9 protein-coding genes are annotated in these 17266 nt (G+C 72.8%); 5 read left to right on the top strand and 4 right to left on the bottom strand.

Annotated features, from left to right (window positions below):
• Nucleotides 1–60 precede the first annotated feature (60 nt).
• From ACFYQQ_RS10470 to ACFYQQ_RS10460, 3 genes are all read right to left on the bottom strand, one after another.
• Complete coding sequence (locus ACFYQQ_RS10470; protein WP_355782293.1) at nt 61–1620, bottom strand: alpha/beta hydrolase; 1560 nt, start codon at nt 1618–1620, stop codon at nt 61–63.
• A 115-nt stretch (nt 1621–1735) separates the two neighbouring features.
• Nucleotides 1736–3280 carry an alpha/beta hydrolase gene (locus tag ACFYQQ_RS10465; protein ID WP_355782295.1) on the bottom strand — a complete coding sequence of 515 codons (1545 nt, stop codon included), beginning with the start codon at nt 3278–3280 and terminating at the stop codon, nt 1736–1738.
• Nucleotides 3281–3375: 95 nt separating this feature from the next.
• Nucleotides 3376–6108: a lysylphosphatidylglycerol synthase transmembrane domain-containing protein gene (locus ACFYQQ_RS10460; protein WP_355782297.1), complete on the bottom strand. Its 2733-nt coding sequence runs from the start codon at nt 6106–6108 to the stop codon at nt 3376–3378.
• Between the two features lie 185 nt (nt 6109–6293).
• On the opposite strand from ACFYQQ_RS10460, the gene ACFYQQ_RS10455 reads away from it, so the two are divergent.
• The 5 genes from ACFYQQ_RS10455 to nudC all read left to right on the top strand — a co-directional run bounded on the left by ACFYQQ_RS10455 (nt 6294) and on the right by nudC (nt 16706).
• Complete coding sequence (locus ACFYQQ_RS10455; RefSeq protein ID WP_355782300.1) at nt 6294–6659, top strand: MGMT family protein; 366 nt, start codon at nt 6294–6296, stop codon at nt 6657–6659.
• 326 nt (nt 6660–6985) lie between these two features.
• Entirely contained in the window at nt 6986–10459 is a 3474-nt protein-coding gene (locus tag ACFYQQ_RS10450) for an ATP-dependent DNA helicase (protein WP_356168474.1), read from the top strand.
• A 163-nt stretch (nt 10460–10622) separates the two neighbouring features.
• Nucleotides 10623–14252, top strand: a complete 3630-nt coding sequence (locus tag ACFYQQ_RS10445) for a UvrD-helicase domain-containing protein (protein ID WP_388904188.1) — start codon at nt 10623–10625, stop codon at nt 14250–14252.
• 10 nt (nt 14253–14262) lie between these two features.
• Entirely contained in the window at nt 14263–15675 is a 1413-nt protein-coding gene (locus ACFYQQ_RS10440) for a dipeptidase (protein ID WP_355793711.1), read from the top strand.
• 95 nt (nt 15676–15770) lie between these two features.
• On the top strand, nt 15771–16706 hold the full coding sequence (gene nudC, locus ACFYQQ_RS10435; RefSeq protein ID WP_355793709.1) for an NAD(+) diphosphatase: 936 nt from the start codon (nt 15771–15773) through the stop codon (nt 16704–16706).
• Between the two features lie 155 nt (nt 16707–16861).
• Here nudC and ACFYQQ_RS10430 read toward each other — a convergent pair whose 3' ends face one another.
• On the bottom strand, nt 16862–17104 hold the full coding sequence (locus ACFYQQ_RS10430; RefSeq protein ID WP_030929162.1) for a mycoredoxin: 243 nt from the start codon (nt 17102–17104) through the stop codon (nt 16862–16864).
• Nucleotides 17105–17266: the final 162 nt, after the last annotated feature.

The raw sequence follows: 17266 nt of genomic DNA, 5'->3' as shown, positions 1-17266 counted from the left end.
CTGCCGCCGGAACGGTCCCGGGTGGCCGGGACGTCGTGCCCCGGCCGCCCGCGGGCCGTCCTACGAGCAGACCTTGCCGTCCTTCGGCACCGTGCCGTCCAGCAGATAGCCGTTCACCGTCGAGTCGACGCAGTCGCTGCCGCTCCCGTACGCCCCATGACCCTCGCCCTTCCAGGTGAGGAGCACGCCCACGTCCTTCCCCAGCTCGTCGGCCATCGCTCGGGCGCCCTCGTAGGGCGTCGCCGGGTCCCCGGTGTTGCCCACGAGCAGGACGGGCGCCGATCCGGCCGCGCTGACCTCCGGGGTGTCGAACTGACCGGCGACCGGCCAGTCGTGGCACCAGCCCGCCGTGTCCCAGCCCATGAAGGCGCCGAAGACGGGGGAGATCTTCTCGAACTCCGGCAGCAGCTTCTTCGACTCCTCGGGCGTCAGCCGCTGCTTGTCGTCCAGGCACGATATGACCCGTTGGGCGTGGGTCGTCGTGCCGTAGTGCCCCGAGGCGTCACGTTCGTTGTAGCCGTCGGCGAGCGCCAGCAGCTGTGAACCGTCCCCGCTCTCGGCGGCTTTGAGCGCGCTGGTCAGGGTGGGCCAGGCCTGCTCGCTGTAGAGCGGCAGGACGATGCCGGTCACCGCCAGCGTCTGTGTGAGCTTGCGGCCGGGAGACGCGGGGAGCGGCTTCGCGTCGAGCCGCTTCAGCAGGTCCACGATCTTCTGAGAGCCCTGCTCCGGGTTCTGGCCGGTGGACTTCAGATAGGCGTTCAGGGCGCGCTGGAAGCCCCGGGTCTGGTTCTTGGCGTGGCCCATCGTGTCGGCGCTCGGGTCGACGACGGCGTCCAGGACGACGCGTCCCACGTTCTTCGGGAACAGGTGGGCGTACACACCGCCGAGTTCGGTGCCGTAGGAGATGCCGAAGTAGTGCGTCTTGCGGTCGCCGAGGACCTGGCGCATCAGGTCGAGGTCGCGGGCGGTGTCGGTCGTCGAGACGTGCGACATGAGCTTCCCGGCGCTCTTGCGGCAGCCCTCGCCGAAGTCCGTCGCGTCCTTGAGGTAGGTCTTCTCCTCAGTTGCGTCGTCCGGGGTGGCGTCCACCGACTCGGCGGCCTGGATCTCCTTGTCGCCGCGGCAGCGCACGCCCTCGCTGGCGGCAACCCCGCGCGGGTCCCAGCTGACGAGGTCGTAGCGCTGGTGGAGCTTGGAGACCGCGTTCGCGTACGCCGGCATCGTGGCGACGCCCGAGGCGCCGGGGCCGCCGAAGTTGAAGACGAGGGAGCCGATGTGCTTGCTCCGGCCGCCGGTCGCCTGGGAGCGGATCAGCGCGAGGTCGATGGTGTCGCCGTCCGGCTTCGCGTAGTCCAGGGGCGCCTTGAGCGTCGCGCACCGCCACGCGTTCCCCGGGGCGGGGGAGTCCGACGTGGCCTTGCAGCGGCCCCAGTCCAGCTTCTGCGAGGTCAGGGCGGACGGCAGCCCCGGCGACGCACCCGAGGAGGACGCGGTGGCCGACGAGTCGGGGCGGTCCTTGTCCCCGGCCCCGCCCTTGGCCTCGCCGGACGAGCCGTCACTGCAGCCGGCCAGCAGCAGTGCGGCTGCGGCCACCGCCGTCCACCGTGCGAAACGTGTCATGTGCTTCCCCCCTCGCCAGTGCTCCGCCGGAGTCGCGGATCACACGCAAGCCATACTAGGCGTCGGCGTCCGACCGCCGTCGCGGCCTGTGGATAACCTTTTGACCTGCGGTTTCCTAGGAGCAGACGGTTCCGGCCGAGGGCACGGTCCCGGCCAGCAGATAGCTGTCGACCGCCTGGTGAACGCACTTGTTCCCGCTGTCGTAGGCGCCGTGCCCCTGGCCCTTGTACGTCAGCTCGACGCCGACCCCCCGGCCCAGCGCGTCCGCCATCTTCTTCGCGCCCTCGTACGGGGTGGCCGGGTCGCCGGTGTTGCCGACGACGAGGATCGGGGCCGAGCCCGGCGCGCTCACGTCGGGGTGGTCGGCGGCGCCCGCGACCGGCCAGTCGGTGCAGCTGACCATGCCCCAGGCCAGGTAGTCGCCGAACAACGGGGAGGCGGACCGGAACTCGGGCAGCCGCGTCTCCACGTCACCCGTCGTGTACCGCGCCTTGTCGTCGGCGCAGTTGATGGCGACGTTCGCCGCGGTGATGTTGCTGTACTGGCCGTTCTCGTTGCGTCCGTTCATCGAGTCGGACAACAGCATCAGGACCTTGCCGTCCCCGTCGTACGCCTCCTCCAGGCCTTGGGTGAGGTACTCCCAGAAGTCCTTGGAGTACAGGGCCTGGGCGATGCCGCCGGTGGCCGCGGTCTGGGTCAGCTCCCGGGGGAAGACACCGGGGATCGGCTTGCGGTCGAGGTCCGCCAGCAGCTTCGCGATGCGGTCCTTGACGTCCTGCGGGGAGTCGCCGACCGGGCAGTCCTCGACCTTGCTGGTGCAGTCCTGGGCGAAGTTGTCGAGCGCGAGCTGGAAGCCCTTGGCCTGGCCGAGGGAGCCCTGCTCCGGTGTCTGCGTCGGATCGACGACGGCGTCGAAGACGGCACGGCCCACCTTCGTGGGGAACAGGTGCGCGTACACACCGCCCAGTTCGGTGCCGTACGAGACGCCGAAGTAGTACAGCTTGTCGTCGCCCAGCACCTGACGCATCAGGTCCATGTCGCGGGCCGCGTCCGTGGTCCGCACGTGCGGCAGGGTCCGGCCCGAGTTCTTCTCGCAGGCCGAGTTGAACTGCTTGGTGTTGTCGAGCAGCTCAGTCCGCTCGGCCGCGTCGTCGGGCGTGGCGTCCTGCTGGAAGTACGCGTCGAGCTGCTGGTCGTCCTCGCACTTCACCCCCGCGCTGCGGCCGACGCCCCGGGGGTCGAAGCTCACCAGGTCGTAGCGGGTGCGCAGCTTCGCGTAGTCCTCCCCGAAGGCGGGCAGCGTGGCGACGCCGGAGCCGCCGGGACCGCCGAAGTTGAAGATCAGTGAGCCGATGCGCTCGCTCTCGGCCCCGCTGGTCCGCGCGCGGATCAGCGCGATGCCGATCGTGTCGCCCTTGGGCTCGTCCCAGTCGAGCGGCGCCTTCATGGTGGCGCACTGCCACTCCGTGCCGCCCGGCAACGGGGAGGGGGCGTTGCCGCCGCCCTCGGACTCGGAGGGTGCCGGGCACTCCTTCCAGCTCAGCTTCTGAGCCGTCAGGTCCTCGTCCTTGGAGTCGTCGTCGCTGCAGCCCGTCATCAGGGACGACAGAAGTACGGCGGCGGTCATGGCGGCGGCGCGCAGTCGGGGAGGGGTCGGCATGATCCCATCCTGAGGTCGCGCCGGACGGCACGCTCGGGGCACGGGCCGTGCGGGTGAGGAGCGCCCGGCGCGTAGGCGGTCACCCGGGTACGCGTCTAGAGGGCGCCCTTGCGTGTCAGGTGGTTGAAGAAGAGCCATCCGGGCAGCACCGGGAGCCACAGCGTCAGGAGCCGGTACAGGAGCACCGCGGGCGCCGCGACCTCCTTGGGGAGCCCGACCGCGATCAGACCGACCGTCAGCGTCGCCTCGACCGCGCCGACACCGCCCGGGGTGGGCGCAGCGGAGCCGAGCGCGTTGCCCGCGAGGAAGACGACGGCGACGCTGGCGAGGCTGAGCGTGGTCGTCTCGTCGTGGCCGAAGGCCCGGATCGATGCGTCCAGGCACATCACGAAGCAGGCGGTGAGGAGCAGCATGCCGCCGATGCCGGTGATCAGCTTCTGCGGCCGCTGGAGGACGTCGAGCATGCGCGGCACGACGCCGGCGAACAGCGACCTCACGCGCGTGGCGACGAATTTCCGCAGGAACGGCACCGACGTGACCACGAGCACCAGGACCGCGACGGTGAGCAGGCCGGCGATGACCGTGCGGGACGGCGAGAGAGAGGGTGTCTTCTCGGTTCCGGTCAGGTAGCCGAACGAGAGCAGCATCAGGATGTGGCAGCCGAGCCCGAACAGCTGCGAGGCGCCGACACTCGCCACCGCGAGTCCGGGGCGGACCCCGGCGCGCTGCAAGAAGCGGGTGTTGAGAGCGACTCCGCCCACCGCGGCGGGCGCCACGATCTTCACGAACGAGCCGGCGACCTGCGCGGCCACGGCCCGCATGAACGGCACCCGCTCGGGCACGAAGCCCAGCAGGCTCATCGCCGCCGCGAAGTAGCTCAGCGCCGAGAACAGCACGGCCGCGGCGACCCAGCCCCATTCGGCGCTGTCGAAGAGGGTGCCGAACTCGATGTGGGTGAGCTGCGTGAGCAGGAAGTACGCGCCGATGGCACCGGCGATGAAGCTGATCAGCGTGCGGGGGCGGACGCGTTCGAGACGCGCCGGTTCGACGGGCGCCTGCGGTCTGATCAGCAGCACCTGGTGGCGGATCTGGGTGAGCAGGTCCTCCTCGCGCGCCTCCTCCACGGCGTCGTCGATGGCCCGCTTCTCCGCCCGCTGCTCGGCACGTACGGCCTTCTTGCCCGGCTTCTCCAGTACGGGTCCGGTGTGCTCGTGGGCTTCCTCGGTGCGGGCGAGCTTGTCCTGCCGGGAGGCCTCCAGCACCGCGTCGCGCTCGCGCTGGGCGCGCTCGCGGGCCAGTCTGCGCAGCGTCGCGCGCGTGGAGCGCGTCAGCGCGATCGGCTGGAGCAGCGGCAGGCAGTCGGCGACCGCGTCCGGGCCCAGCACGCCGACCGCTGAGGCGACCGCGCGTTCGGCGCCGACACGCAGTCCGAGCGTGGTCACGAGCTGCGCGATGTCCATGCGCAGCACCAGGTCGCCGGCCGCGATCTCACCGCCGCGCAGGTCGGTGAGGATCACCGTGCCGGAACGATCCACCAGAATGGCGTCGCCGGCGAGCCTGCGGTGCGCGATGCGCCGCGACTGGAGGGCGTGGACCTGGTGCCAGGTGTCCCTCAGGAGCTCGTCGGTGATCATGTCGTCGGGCAGCGAGTCGAGGGTGCGGCCGCCCGTGTGCTCGTAGACGAGCATCACGGCGTCAGGGCCGAGTTCCGAGGTCGCGATCAGCTTGGGCGCGTTGGCGCCGGCCGCGATGGCCGCGTACGCGAGCAGGGCCTCCTGCTCCAGCGCCTGGCGCAGGGACTGCAGACTGCGGCGCGTGGTGATGCCGCGCAGCGTCAGCCGGCGCCACACGCGGTAGAAGAACCCCTGCGCCTGCTGCTCCCGGTCCACGACCGTGACGTCGAGGGGTGGGCCGTCCTCCAGGGTGACGAAGTAGCGCCGCCCTCGGTCGCCGTTCTCGGTGGTGTCCGGGGCCTCGTCGCGGGCCGCGCTCACCGGGCGGAAGCCCACGTGCCGCAGCCCCGCCATCAGCGTCCGGCCGGTCGGACGCACGTTCGGCGAGCCGACCGCGTACAGCGTCCCGTAGGCGACCGTCCAGCCGATCAGCACCGTGAGGATGATCGAGAACGGTGTCGTGTAGCCGGTGACCAGCATCGAGAAGGCGTCCAGCAGCAGCACCACCCACAGCACGGCCCGCCAGCGCGGGCGGCGCGACATGCCGACGGCCGTCATGTAGGCGATGACGGGCGCGAGGTAGCCGTGCACCGGGTCGGTGAGGGCGTGGACGTCGCCGGGTGAGGGCTGGGTGAGCGCTTCCTGGATCGAGTTCGGGGCGGCCTTGGCGACCCACAGGTCCGTGGCGAGTGTCACACCGTGGGCGAGGACCGCGGCGAGCACGCCGTCGGCGATGCGCAGGCCGTCCCGTTTGATCAGCCGCTCGATCGCGAAGGCGACGGGCACCAGGAGGATCGCGATGCTCGACGCCAGACCCGCGATCTTGATCAGCAGATCGGGTGCCTGGCCGGTGCCCTTGTTGATGTCCTGTTCGAGCCCCGAGGTGGTGCCGTGCGCGAACGCGGCGATGGCCAGCAGCACCACGATCGCGAGGATCCCGACCAGGAGCCGCATGAGGTCGGAAGGCCGGTGCACGCGCGCGGGGAGCAGCGGTTCGTCGCCCTCGACCTCGTCGCTGTGCTGGTCCTCGGCGCAGTCGGCGTTCTCCTCGGACACGTCCTCGGCCGCTCCGTCATCTGTCCGGGCGGCGTCCGGGCGCGACGACGCCTCAGAGGTGCCCTCCGCGTCTTCGGGGTGCACACCCTGCTGCTTCATCGTCTCTTCTTGATCTCGTATCACCTGTCACCGCCCGCACGATGGTGGCATGCCCCGCCGGGACACGGGGGCAGGAGGGTGCAATACGGGGTCCAACGGCCTGCCTCGAGTGTGGTCCCGGGGCGACGCGTACGCAGCGTGACCGCCCGGTCGAATTGTCGGTGGGGTGGGGCAGGATGGGTCGGATGAGCGAGGAGAGCCTTCCGGCGGACGCCCTGCCGGAGTACGCGGAGCGGGTGCTCGACGTCGCCGAGCTGATCCCGTCCGGGCGCGTCATGACGTACGGGGACGTCGCCGAATGGCTGGAGGAGGGCGGCCCGCGACAGGTGGGCCGCGTGATGGCCCTCTACGGAGGCGCGGTTCCCTGGTGGCGGGTCATACGCGCGGACGGGGTGCTGGTCCCCGGCCACGAGCTGGAGGCGCTGGGCCACTACCGCGCGGAGGGCACGCCTCTGAAGGAAGCGGGCCGGGCCTCCGCAGGTCATCTGCCCCGCGTCGACATGAGACGGGCGAGATGGGACGGGGGCGGGCGCGCGGAGGGTCACACCTGACAGCTTCCGGCATCGGACCGGCGAACGGGGAACCTGTGGCCCGTACGAGGGAAACGGGGCACCCGCGGGACATGCCGTACGTTCGGGGAGCGAGGGACGCACGGGGCACGAGGGAAGAAGGGGAAGGCCTCCTTCCACGGTGTCCACCGGCGTAGCGTCTTCCCCGGCGTCCACCCGCGTGGCACCGACGACGCGCGTCTCCCTCACCTCGCGGTCACCGCCCGCCCCGTGCGGCGGCCCGCCCGCCCGTCACCCGACCACCCCTGAAGGACGGCGCCCCGCGCCGGCAGTGACCGATCGCACAACCACCAGGACCGGCGAACCACGTGAGCTCCTCTTCTTCCACCAGGCGTCTGTCGCACCACCAGGTGCGCCAGGGGAGCCGTGGCGCTTACCGACTGGTGCGTACCCCGCCCGCCCGGCCGGACCCCCCTCGTCTGGACGCGGCACAGCGCTCGGTGGTTGACCACAAGGCGGGCCCGCTGCTCGTCCTGGCAGGTCCCGGCACCGGAAAGACGACGACGCTCGTCGAGTCCGTGGCGGCGCGCATCGCCCGGGGCGCGGACCCGCAGCGCATCCTGGTGCTGACCTTCAGCCGCAAGGCGGCCGTGGAACTGCGCGACCGCATGGCGCTGCGCATCGGGGCGGCCCGCGCCCCGCGCGCCACCACCTTCCACTCGTACTGCTACGCCCTGGTGCGCGCCCACCAGGACAGCGAGCTGTTCGTCGAGCCCCTGCGGCTGCTGTCCGGCCCCGAGCAGGACGTGGCGGTGCGCGAGCTGCTCGCCGGCCAGCCCGGCCTGGAGAAGCTCGGTCTGGCGCACGTGCGCTGGCCGGACGAACTGCGCGCCTGCCTGACCACCCGCGGCTTCGCCGACGAGGTCCGCGCGGTGCTGGCCCGCAGCCGTGAACTCGGGCTCGGCCCCGACGCCCTGGACGCCTTCGCCTCCCGCATCGGCCGCCCGGACTGGCGGGCCGCCGCCGCCTTCCTCGCCGAGTACCTGGACGTCCTCGACATGCAGGGAGTGCTCGACTACGCCGAACTCGTCCACCGCGCGGTGCTGCTCGCCGGACGGAACGAGGTCGCCGAGCGGCTGGCCACCCAGTACGACGCGGTCTACGTGGACGAGTACCAGGACACCGACCCCGCGCAGGTCCGGCTGCTGCACGCTCTCGCTGGAGGCGGCCGGACCCTGGTGGCCTTCGGAGACCCCGACCAGTCGATCTACGCGTTCCGGGGCGCCGACGTGAACGGCATCCTGGAGTTCCCGCACGCCTTCCCGCGCGCGGACGGCCGTCCGGCCCCCGTGGAGGTCCTGCGCACGTCCCGCCGCTCGGGCGCCGCCCTGCTGGAGGCCACCCGTCTGGTCACCCAGCGCATGCCCCTGACCCGCCTCCCGGCGGAGAAGGTCCGCGCCCACCGCGAACTCACGCCGGTCCGCGGCGGTGGGCGGGCCGAGGTCTACACGTACCCGACGTCCGGCACGGAGCTGGACAACATCGCGGACATCCTCCGCCGCGCCCACCTGGAGGACGGCGTCCCCTGGGGCGACATGGCGGTCCTGGTACGCGCGGGCTCCCGCACCATCCCCGCGTTCCGGCGTGCCCTCACGGCCGCCGGGGTCCCCCTGGACATCGACGGCGACGACCTGCCCCTGCGGCACGAACCGGCGGTCGCGCCGCTGCTCACGGCGCTCAAGGCGGTCGCGACGGCGGAGGCGGAGACGGCCGAGACGGCGGAGCCCGAGGACACCGGCATCACGGAATTCCCCGAATCCGGGGAGGTCGCGCAAACCCCGGACCCCACCGAGCCCGGCGAGGAGACGGAAACCCCGGACTCCACCGAGGCCGGCCAGGACACGGAAACCCCGGATCCCGTCGAGCGCGGTGCGGAGACCGGAACGCCCGGGTCTCGTCCCGAGGGCTCATGGCTCGACACCGAGACCGCTCTCACCCTGCTCGCCTCCCCGCTCGCCGGTATGGACGCCGCCGACCTGCGACGGCTCGGCAGGGCCCTGCGCGAGGAGGAGCGCGCCGGCGGCAACCACGTACCGCCGCCCTCCGACGAACTGCTGGCCCGGGCGCTGTCCGAGCCGGAACGGCTGGTGGCGCACGACCCGGCGTACGCGCGGGGCGCCCAACGGCTCGGCGCGCTGCTGCGCAAGGCCCGGGAGCGGCTCGCGGGCGGCGGGACGGCGGAGGAGGCCCTTTGGGACCTGTGGGACGGCACACCCTGGCCGCAGCGGCTGGAGCGCTCCGCCCGGCGCGGCGGCGCCGCGGGCCGCAACGCCGACCGCGACCTCGACGCCGTGTGCGCGCTGTTCGCGACCGCCGCCCGCGCCGAGGAGCGCGTCGGAGGCCGCGGCGCCCTCAACTTCCTGGAGGAGATCGAGGCGCAGGACATCGCCGCGGACACGCTCACCCGCCGGGCCGTACGCCCCGACGCCGTCCGCCTGATGACCGCGCACCGCTCCAAGGGCCTGGAGTGGCGGCTCGTCGTCGTCGCCGGTGTCCAGGAGGGGCTGTGGCCCGACCTGCGTCGGCGGGGCTCCCTGCTGGAGGCCGACCGCATCGGACGTGACGGCCTCGCCGAACCGCTGACGCCCGGCGCGCTGCTCGCCGAGGAGCGCCGCCTGTTCTACGTGGCCGCCACGCGCGCGCGTGAACGCCTCGTCGTCACCGCGGTGAAGGCCCCGGCGGACGACGGGGACCAGCCTTCCCGCTTCCTCACCGAGCTCGGCGTCGAGCCCAGGGACGTGACCGGCCGCCCGCGCCGCCCACTGTCCGTGGCCGCCCTGGTGGCCGAACTGCGGGCGACCACCGTCGACCCGCGGGTCTCCGACACCCTGCGGGAGGCCGCGGCCCGCCGGCTGGCGAGGCTCGCCGCGCTCGGCGACGAGGACGGGCGCCCCCTGGTGCCGTCCGCACACCCCTACCGCTGGTGGGGCATGTACGAGCCGACCGAGAGCAAGGTGCCGCTGCGCGACCGCGACCACCCGGTGGTGCTCTCCGGGAGCGCCTTGGACCAGCTCGCCAACACCTGCGCCCTGCAGTGGTTCCTGGGCCGCGAGGTGAAGGCGGACGCACCCGCGACCGCCGCCCAGGGATTCGGCAACGTGGTGCACGTGCTCGCCGACGAGGTGGCCTCCGGGCACACGCCCGCCGACCTCGCCGTCCTCATGGAACGCCTCGACTCGGTGTGGAACGCGCTCGCGTTCGACGCGCCCTGGAAGTCGTCGCAGGAGAAGGAGCACGCGCGCGTGGCGCTCGAACGCTTCCTGCGGTGGCACGTCATGGACCGCACGGGGCGCAGGCCGGTGGCCAGTGAGCACGACTTCGACGTGACCCTGGAGGCGGGCTCCTACGAAGTGCGCATCCGGGGCTCCATGGACCGCGTCGAGACGGACACCGAAGGCCGCGCCTACGTGGTCGACTTCAAGACCGGCAAGCAGGCACCGACGGCGGCCGACGTCGCCCGTCACCCGCAGCTGGCGGTGTACCAGCTGGCCGTGAACCAGGGCGCCGTCGACGAGGTCTTCGACGGGGTGCGCCCGGAGCCGGGCGGCGCCGAACTCGTCCAGCTGCGCCAGGGCGCCGCCAAGAAGAACGGCGGGGAGACCTTCCCGAAGGTCCAGGCGCAGGAGCCGCTGACGGGGGAGTGGGTCGGCGACCTCCTCGCCACCGCCGCGGGCAAGGTCCTCGACGAACGGTTCACGCCGAGCACAGGACAGCACTGCACGCACTGCGCGTTCCGGGCGTCGTGCAGCGCCCGGCCGGAAGGGCGGCAGGTGATCGAGTGAGGCGTCCCTCGAACGGCCGACGTACGAGCGCCCCGCGCACCCCGGGGCGGCCGCCCGCCGACGTACGAGCGCCCCGCGGCGGCTGCCCGCCGACGGTCGGCGCGGCCCGAGTGACATACCGCACCTCGTGAGCTGACCAGCGCTTCTTCCGTCCCGTGCGCCGATGCGGTCTCCGCTGTCAGTGGGCGCCGCTAGCCTCTCTGACGTGCCAGCCCGTATCACCGACCCCGAGCAGCTCAAGGAGCTCCTGGGCATCCCGTTCACCCCGGAGCAGACGGCGTGCATCACCGCACCGCCCGCCCCGCAGGTGATCGTGGCCGGAGCCGGCTCGGGCAAGACCACGGTGATGGCGGCCCGCGTGGTGTGGCTCGTCGGCACCGGACAGGTCGCCCCGGAACAGGTGCTGGGCCTGACGTTCACGAACAAGGCGGCCGGTGAGCTGGCCGAGCGCGTCCGCAAGGCGCTGGTCAGGGCCGGCGTCACCGACCCCGACGTGATCGACCCGGACAACCCGCCGGGTGAGCCGGTCATCTCGACGTACCACGCGTTCGCCGGCCGGCTCTTGACCGACCACGGCCTGCGCATAGGGCTGGAACCGACGGCACGCCTCCTCGCCGACGCCACCCGCTACCAGCTCGCCGCGCGGGTGCTGCGGGAGGCCCCGGGCCCCTATCCCGCCCTGACCCGCTCCTTCCCCGACCTGGTCGGCGACCTCCTCACGCTCGACTCCGAACTGGCCGAGCACCTCGTGGGGATCGAGGACCTGCGGGCGTACGACGCCGAGCTGCTGCGCTCCCTGGAGGACGCCCGGCTCAGCAACGCCGACCTCCGCAAGGTGCCCGAGGCGGCCAGGGCCCGGCGTGAGCTCGCCGAGCTGGTGGGCCGCTACCGCGCGGCCAAGCGGGAGCGCGACCTGCTCGACTTCGGCGACCAGATCGCCCTCTCCGCGACCCTGGCCCGCACCCGCCCGGAGGTCGGCGCGATCCTGCGCGACGAGTTCCGCGTGGTGCTGCTCGACGAGTACCAGGACACGTCGGTGGCCCAGCGCGTCCTGCTAGCCGGACTGTTCGGCGCCGGCACGGGCCATCCGGTGACCGCGGTGGGCGACCCCTGCCAGGCGATCTACGGCTGGCGCGGCGCCTCCGTCGCCAACCTGGACGACTTCCCCGAACACTTCGCGCACGCCGACGGCCGCCCGGCGGCCCGCCAGTCGCTCAGTGAGAACCGCCGCAGCGGAGGCCGGCTCCTCGACCTCGCCAACGGCCTCGCGGAACCCCTGCGCGCGATGCACGCGGGCGTGGAGGCCCTGCGCCCCGCCCCCGGAGCCGAGCGCGACGGCACGGTCCGCTGCGCGCTGCTGCGCACCCACGCCGAGGAGATGGACTGGCTCGCCGACTCGATCGCCCACCTCGTACGCACCGGGAAGGCACCCGGCGAGATCGCCGTGCTGTGCCGCACGGCGACGGACTTCGCCGAGATCCAGGGCGCGCTCGTCGCCCGGGACATCCCGGTCGAGGTGGTCGGCCTCTCCGGCCTGCTGCACCTGCCCGAGGTGGCCGACCTCGTCGCGGTCTGCGAAGTCCTCCAGGACCCCGGGGCCAACGCCTCCCTCGTACGCCTGCTCACCGGACCGCGCTGGCGGATCGGCCCGCGCGACCTCGCGCTCCTGGGGCGGCGGGCCCGGCTGCTCGTGTCCCATGCGCGCGGGGACGACGACGACCCGGACCGCCGGCTCGCCGCCGCCGTCGAGGGGGTCGACCCCGCCGAGGTGATATCGCTCGCGGACGCCCTCGACACCTTCCTCGAGATGCCCTTCGGGGCCGAGGCCGAGGACGACGGGCTGCCGTTCTCGCCCGACGCCCGGGTGCGGTTCGCGCGTCTCGCCGCCGAACTGCGCGACCTGCGGCGCTCCCTGTCCGACCCCCTGATGGACGTCCTGCACCGGGTGCTCGCCGTCACCGGACTGGAGGTCGAGCTGTCGGCGTCCCCGCACGCGCTGGCCGCCCGCCGCAGGGAGACCCTCTCCAACTTCCTGGACGTCGCCGCCTCCTTCGCGGCCGGTGACGGGGAGGCGACCCTGCTGGCCTTCCTCGGCTTCCTGCGGACCGCCGCCCAGTACGAGAAGGGCCTCGACAACGCCCTCCCCGGCGGCGAGAACACCGTCAAGGTGCTCACCGCGCACAAGTCCAAGGGCCTGGAGTGGGACGTCGTCGCGGTGCCGGGACTGGTCACCGGGACCTTCCCCAGCACCCAGGGGCGCGAGAAGTGGACCGCCCAGGGGAAGGTCCTGCCGCACGAGCTGCGCGGCGACGCCGACACGCTGCCCGACATCGACTCCTGGGACGCCAGGGCCATGAAGGCCTTCCACGACGCCATGAAGGAGCACCAGCACACCGAGGAACTGCGGCTCGGCTACGTCACCTTCACCCGCCCCCGCTCCCTGCTGCTGGGCTCGGGCCACTGGTGGGGCCCCTCGCAGAAGCGCCCGCGCGGCCCCTCGGACTTCCTGCACGCCCTGTACGAGCACTGCGCGTCCGGCCACGGCGAGATCGAGGTCTGGGCGGACGAGCCGGCCGAGGACGAGGAGAACCCCGCCCTCCAGGAGGCCGCCGCCGATCACGCGTGGCCGCTGCCCCTGGACGACCTGGCGCTGGCTCGCCGGCGCGCCGCCGCGGAGACCGTGCTGGCGCACCTGGAGCGGCTCGCCTCCCATGACGAGACCCACCCGGGGGCGGGCCGGCCCGAGGCCCTCCACGACCCTTCCTCGCACGACGACCCGGACTGGCCGCCGCCACCGGACGACGAGGAGTTCCCCGACGACTCCTACGACGCCGACCCCTCCGAGGAGGCCACCGCCGACTGGGACTCCTGGACGACGGACCGCCCCGCAGGCACGCCCCACGCGCGCGTGCCGCTTCCCGAGGAACACGAGCGGGAGCAGAAACCGACGGCGGGACCGTCCGGCGAGGACGACCGGCCCGTCATCCCGCACGCCCGTTCCCACCCCGACGACCTCGATCACGCGTCCGAGGCCGGGGGCGCGCCGCTCACCCCGGAGGAAGCCCGCACCCTCGCCTCCTGGGACCGCGACCTCGACGCTCTCACCGGCGAGCTCCTGCGGGCCCGCGCGAGCGTCACGGACGTACCCCTGCCCGCGTCCCTGACCGCCTCGCAGCTGCTGCGGCTGGCCGCCGACCCGGACGGCTTCGCCCAGGAGCTCGCCCGCCCCATGCCCCGCCCGCCCCAGCCCGCGGCCCGCCGCGGAACCCGCTTCCACGCCTGGGTCGAATCCCGCTTCGAGGCGCTGCGGCTGCCCATGCTGGAACCGGACGAGCTGCCGGGCAGCGAGGCCGAGATCGCTGACGAGCGCGACCTGGAGGCACTCAAGGAGGCCTTCGAGCGCAGCCCGTACGCGCACCGGACCCCGTACCGGGTGGAGTCCCCGTTCCAGCTGTCCGTCGCGGGACGCGTCGTGCGCGGCCGCATCGACGCCGTCTACCGCGAGGACGGAGCCGAGGGCACGACGTACGAGATCGTCGACTGGAAGACGAGCCGCACCCGCACCGCGGACCCGCTCCAGCTCGCCGTGTACCGACTGGCCTGGGCCGAGCAGCAGGGCGTCCCCCTCGCGTCCGTCCGGGCCACCTTCCTGTACGTGCGCAGTGGCGAGGTCGTCAACCTCGACGGGCTCCCCGACCGGGCGGCGCTCGAACGGCTGTTGCTGGAGGATCCCGCTGACGCCGACGGGGCTCCCGAGGATCCGCCGGACGAGGGTGTCGGCGGGGGCCGCTAGGCTCGTGGCCATGAGCAAGCCCGTTGACAGCGCTGTCAGCACCATCCGCACGTACATCGCCGCGCACCGCGCCGCCTTCCTCGACGACCTCGCGGAGTGGCTGCGGATCCCTTCGGTCTCGGCGCAGCCCGACCACGCCGCGGACGTGGCACGCAGCGCCGACTGGCTCGCCGCCAAGCTCAAGGAGACCGGCTTCCCGGTCAGCGAGGTGTGGGAGACGTCGGGCGCGCCCGCCGTCTTCGCCGAGTGGCCCGCCGACGACCCACAGGCGCCCACGGTCCTCGTCTACGGGCATCACGACGTGCAGCCCGCCGCCCGCGCGGACGGCTGGGACACCGAGCCGTTCGAACCGGTGATCCGGGGGAACCGCCTCCACGCGCGCGGGGCCGCCGACGACAAGGGGCAGGTGTTCTTCCACACACTCGGAGTCCGCGCCCACCTCGCCGCCACCGGTCGCACGGCCCCCGCGGTGCACCTGAAGATGCTCGTCGAGGGCGAGGAGGAGTCCGGCTCGCCGCACTTCCGCGCTCTCGTGGAACAGCGCGCGGACCGGCTCGCCGCGGACGCGGTGATCGTCTCCGACACCGGCATGTGGTCCGAGGACACCCCGACGGTGTGCACGGGCATGCGCGGCCTGGCCGAGTGCGAGATCGAGCTGCACGGACCGGAGCAGGACATCCACTCCGGCTCCTTCGGCGGCGCCGTGCCGAACCCGGCCACCGCGGCCGCCCGCCTGGTCGCCGCCCTGCACGACGAGCACGCGCGCGTGGCCGTCCCCGGCTTCTACGAGGGCATCGTCGAACTCACCGACCGCGAGCGCGAACTCTTCGCCGAGCTGCCCTTCGACGAGCAGCGGTGGCTGCGTACGGCCAGGTCCGCCGCGACCCACGGCGAGGCCGGGCACACCACCCTGGAGCGCATCTGGGCCCGCCCGACCGCCGAGGTGAACGGCATCGGCGGCGGCTACCAGGGCCCCGGCAGCAAGACGATCATCCCGTCCTCGGCCATGGTGAAGCTGTCCTTCCGGCTGGTCGCGGGACAGGACCCGGACCACATCGAGAAGGCGGTGCGCGCCTGGGCGGCCGATCAGCTGCCCGCCGGGATCCGGCACGAGATCACCTTCGGCGCGGCCACCCGGCCCTGCCTGACGCCGCTCGACCACCCCGCGCTGCAGTCCGTCGTACGCGCCATGGGCCGGGCCTTCGAGCAGCCGGTCCGCTTCACCCGCGAGGGCGGCTCGGGTCCCGCCGCCGACCTCCAGGAGGTGCTGGGGGCGCCGGTGCTCTTCCTGGGGATCTCCGTCCCGTCCGACGGCTGGCACGCGCCGAACGAGAAGGTGGAGCTCGACCTCCTGATGAAGGGCGTCGAGACCACCGCCCACCTCTGGGGCGACCTGGCCGAGAACTGGGGCGAGGCACACTGAAGAAGGCCGGCCGCACGCCGAAGAACGACCTCCGCACCCGTCCCGCCGCACCGCCAGCCGAAACAACCTTTCCATCGGGGGAGTTGGAAGCACCCGTGACCACCTGGACCGACCACAGCGCCGACCGTCCCATCTCGCTCACCGCCCCGAGCGGCATCGACCGGGCCGCCCACCACCGGCTCGACGAGGCCTGGCTCGCGGCGGCGTGGAGCCACCCCACCACCCGCGTCTTCGTGGTCTCCGGCGGTCAGGTCCTCATCGACGAGGCGGCGGACGGCACCACCGAACTCGTCATGACTCCGTCCTTCGAGGCCCCGCTGACCGAGGCGCACCGCTACTTCCTCGGCACCGACGACGACGGCGTGAGCTACTTCGCCCTGCAGAAGGACGCGTTGCCGGGGCGCATCGACCAGTCCGCCCGCCCGGCCGGCCTGCGGGAGGCGGGGCTGCTCCTGTCCCCGCGCGACGCGGGACTGATGGTGCACGCGGTCGCCCTGGAGAACTGGCAGCGGCTGCACCGCTTCTGCTCGCGCTGCGGCGAGCGCACGGTCATCGCGGCCGCCGGCCACATCCGCCGCTGCCCGGCCTGCGGAGCCGAGCACTACCCCCGTACCGACCCGGCCGTGATCATGGCGGTCACGGACGACGACGACCGCATCCTGCTGGGCCGCCAGGTGCACTGGCCCGAGGGCCGCTTCTCCACGCTCGCGGGCTTCGTCGAACCGGGCGAGTCCATCGAGACGTCGGTGCGCCGCGAGGTCTTCGAGGAGGCCGGGATCACGGTCGGCGAGGTCGAGTACGTCGCCAGCCAGCCCTGGCCCTTCCCCTCCAGCCTCATGCTGGGCTTCATGGCCCGCGCCACGTCGTCGGAGATCGACGTCGACGGCGAGGAGATCGAGGAGGCGCGCTGGTTCTCCCGCGAGGACCTGCGGGCCGCTTTCGAGTCCGGCGAGGTGCTGCCCCCGTACGGCATCTCCATCGCGGCCCGGCTGATCGAGCTCTGGTACGGCAAGCCCCTGCCGCGTCCGTGAGGTCACGCCCCTGACGGGCGCCGGGCCGCGCGCGGACGACGTGCGACCGGTCTCAGGGACGGCAACGCGAAGGCCGGGCACCCATGAGGTGCCCGGCCTTCGCGATCGTCACGCTCACGCCGCGGCCGACGGCCGCGTGCCGACGACGTCCCGCGCTACGCGCCGATCTTCTGCTTGACCTGGGCCAGCGAGGGGTTCGTGAGCGTCGACCCGTCCGGGAAGAGGACGGTCGGAACCGTCTGGTTTCCGCCATTCGCCTTCTCCACGAACGCGGCGGAATCCGGGTCCTGCTCGATGTTGATCTCGTTGTACGTGATGCCCTCCCGGTCCATCTGGCTCTTGAGCCGGCGGCAGTAGCCGCACCACGTGGTGCTGTACATCGTCACAGTGCCCGGCATGTCTGTTGTGCTCCTTCGCGGCAGAGGGTGCGTGTTCGCAGTCAGTGGAACGTACGTGACCGGGCCGCCATTCCCGCGGGCGGGCCGGCGCACGGCCCGGGTCCGGCGCCGGTCCGGTGCCGAGTCCTGCGATGTGACGGCTGTGACGCCTGCCGCATTGGT

Source organism: Streptomyces sp. NPDC005496 (assembly GCF_042872045.1).
In the GTDB taxonomy this organism is placed as follows: Bacteria; Actinomycetota; Actinomycetes; order Streptomycetales; family Streptomycetaceae; genus Streptomyces.
Note: the sequence above shows the minus strand (reverse complement) of the source record. Positions and strands in the feature narration are given on the sequence as shown.

Coding starts and splice junctions, on each gene's coding strand:
- ACFYQQ_RS10430 (WP_030929162.1), bottom strand. CDS start 17,104: ATGCCGGGCACTGTGACGATGTACAGCACCACGTGGTGCGGCTACTGC.
- ACFYQQ_RS10455 (WP_355782300.1), top strand. CDS start 6,294: ATGAGCGAGGAGAGCCTTCCGGCGGACGCCCTGCCGGAGTACGCGGAG.
- ACFYQQ_RS10460 (WP_355782297.1), bottom strand. CDS start 6,108: ATGAAGCAGCAGGGTGTGCACCCCGAAGACGCGGAGGGCACCTCTGAG.
- ACFYQQ_RS10470 (WP_355782293.1), bottom strand. CDS start 1,620: ATGACACGTTTCGCACGGTGGACGGCGGTGGCCGCAGCCGCACTGCTG.
- ACFYQQ_RS10440 (WP_355793711.1), top strand. CDS start 14,263: ATGAGCAAGCCCGTTGACAGCGCTGTCAGCACCATCCGCACGTACATC.
- ACFYQQ_RS10445 (WP_388904188.1), top strand. CDS start 10,623: ATGCGGTCTCCGCTGTCAGTGGGCGCCGCTAGCCTCTCTGACGTGCCA.
- ACFYQQ_RS10465 (WP_355782295.1), bottom strand. CDS start 3,280: ATGCCGACCCCTCCCCGACTGCGCGCCGCCGCCATGACCGCCGCCGTA.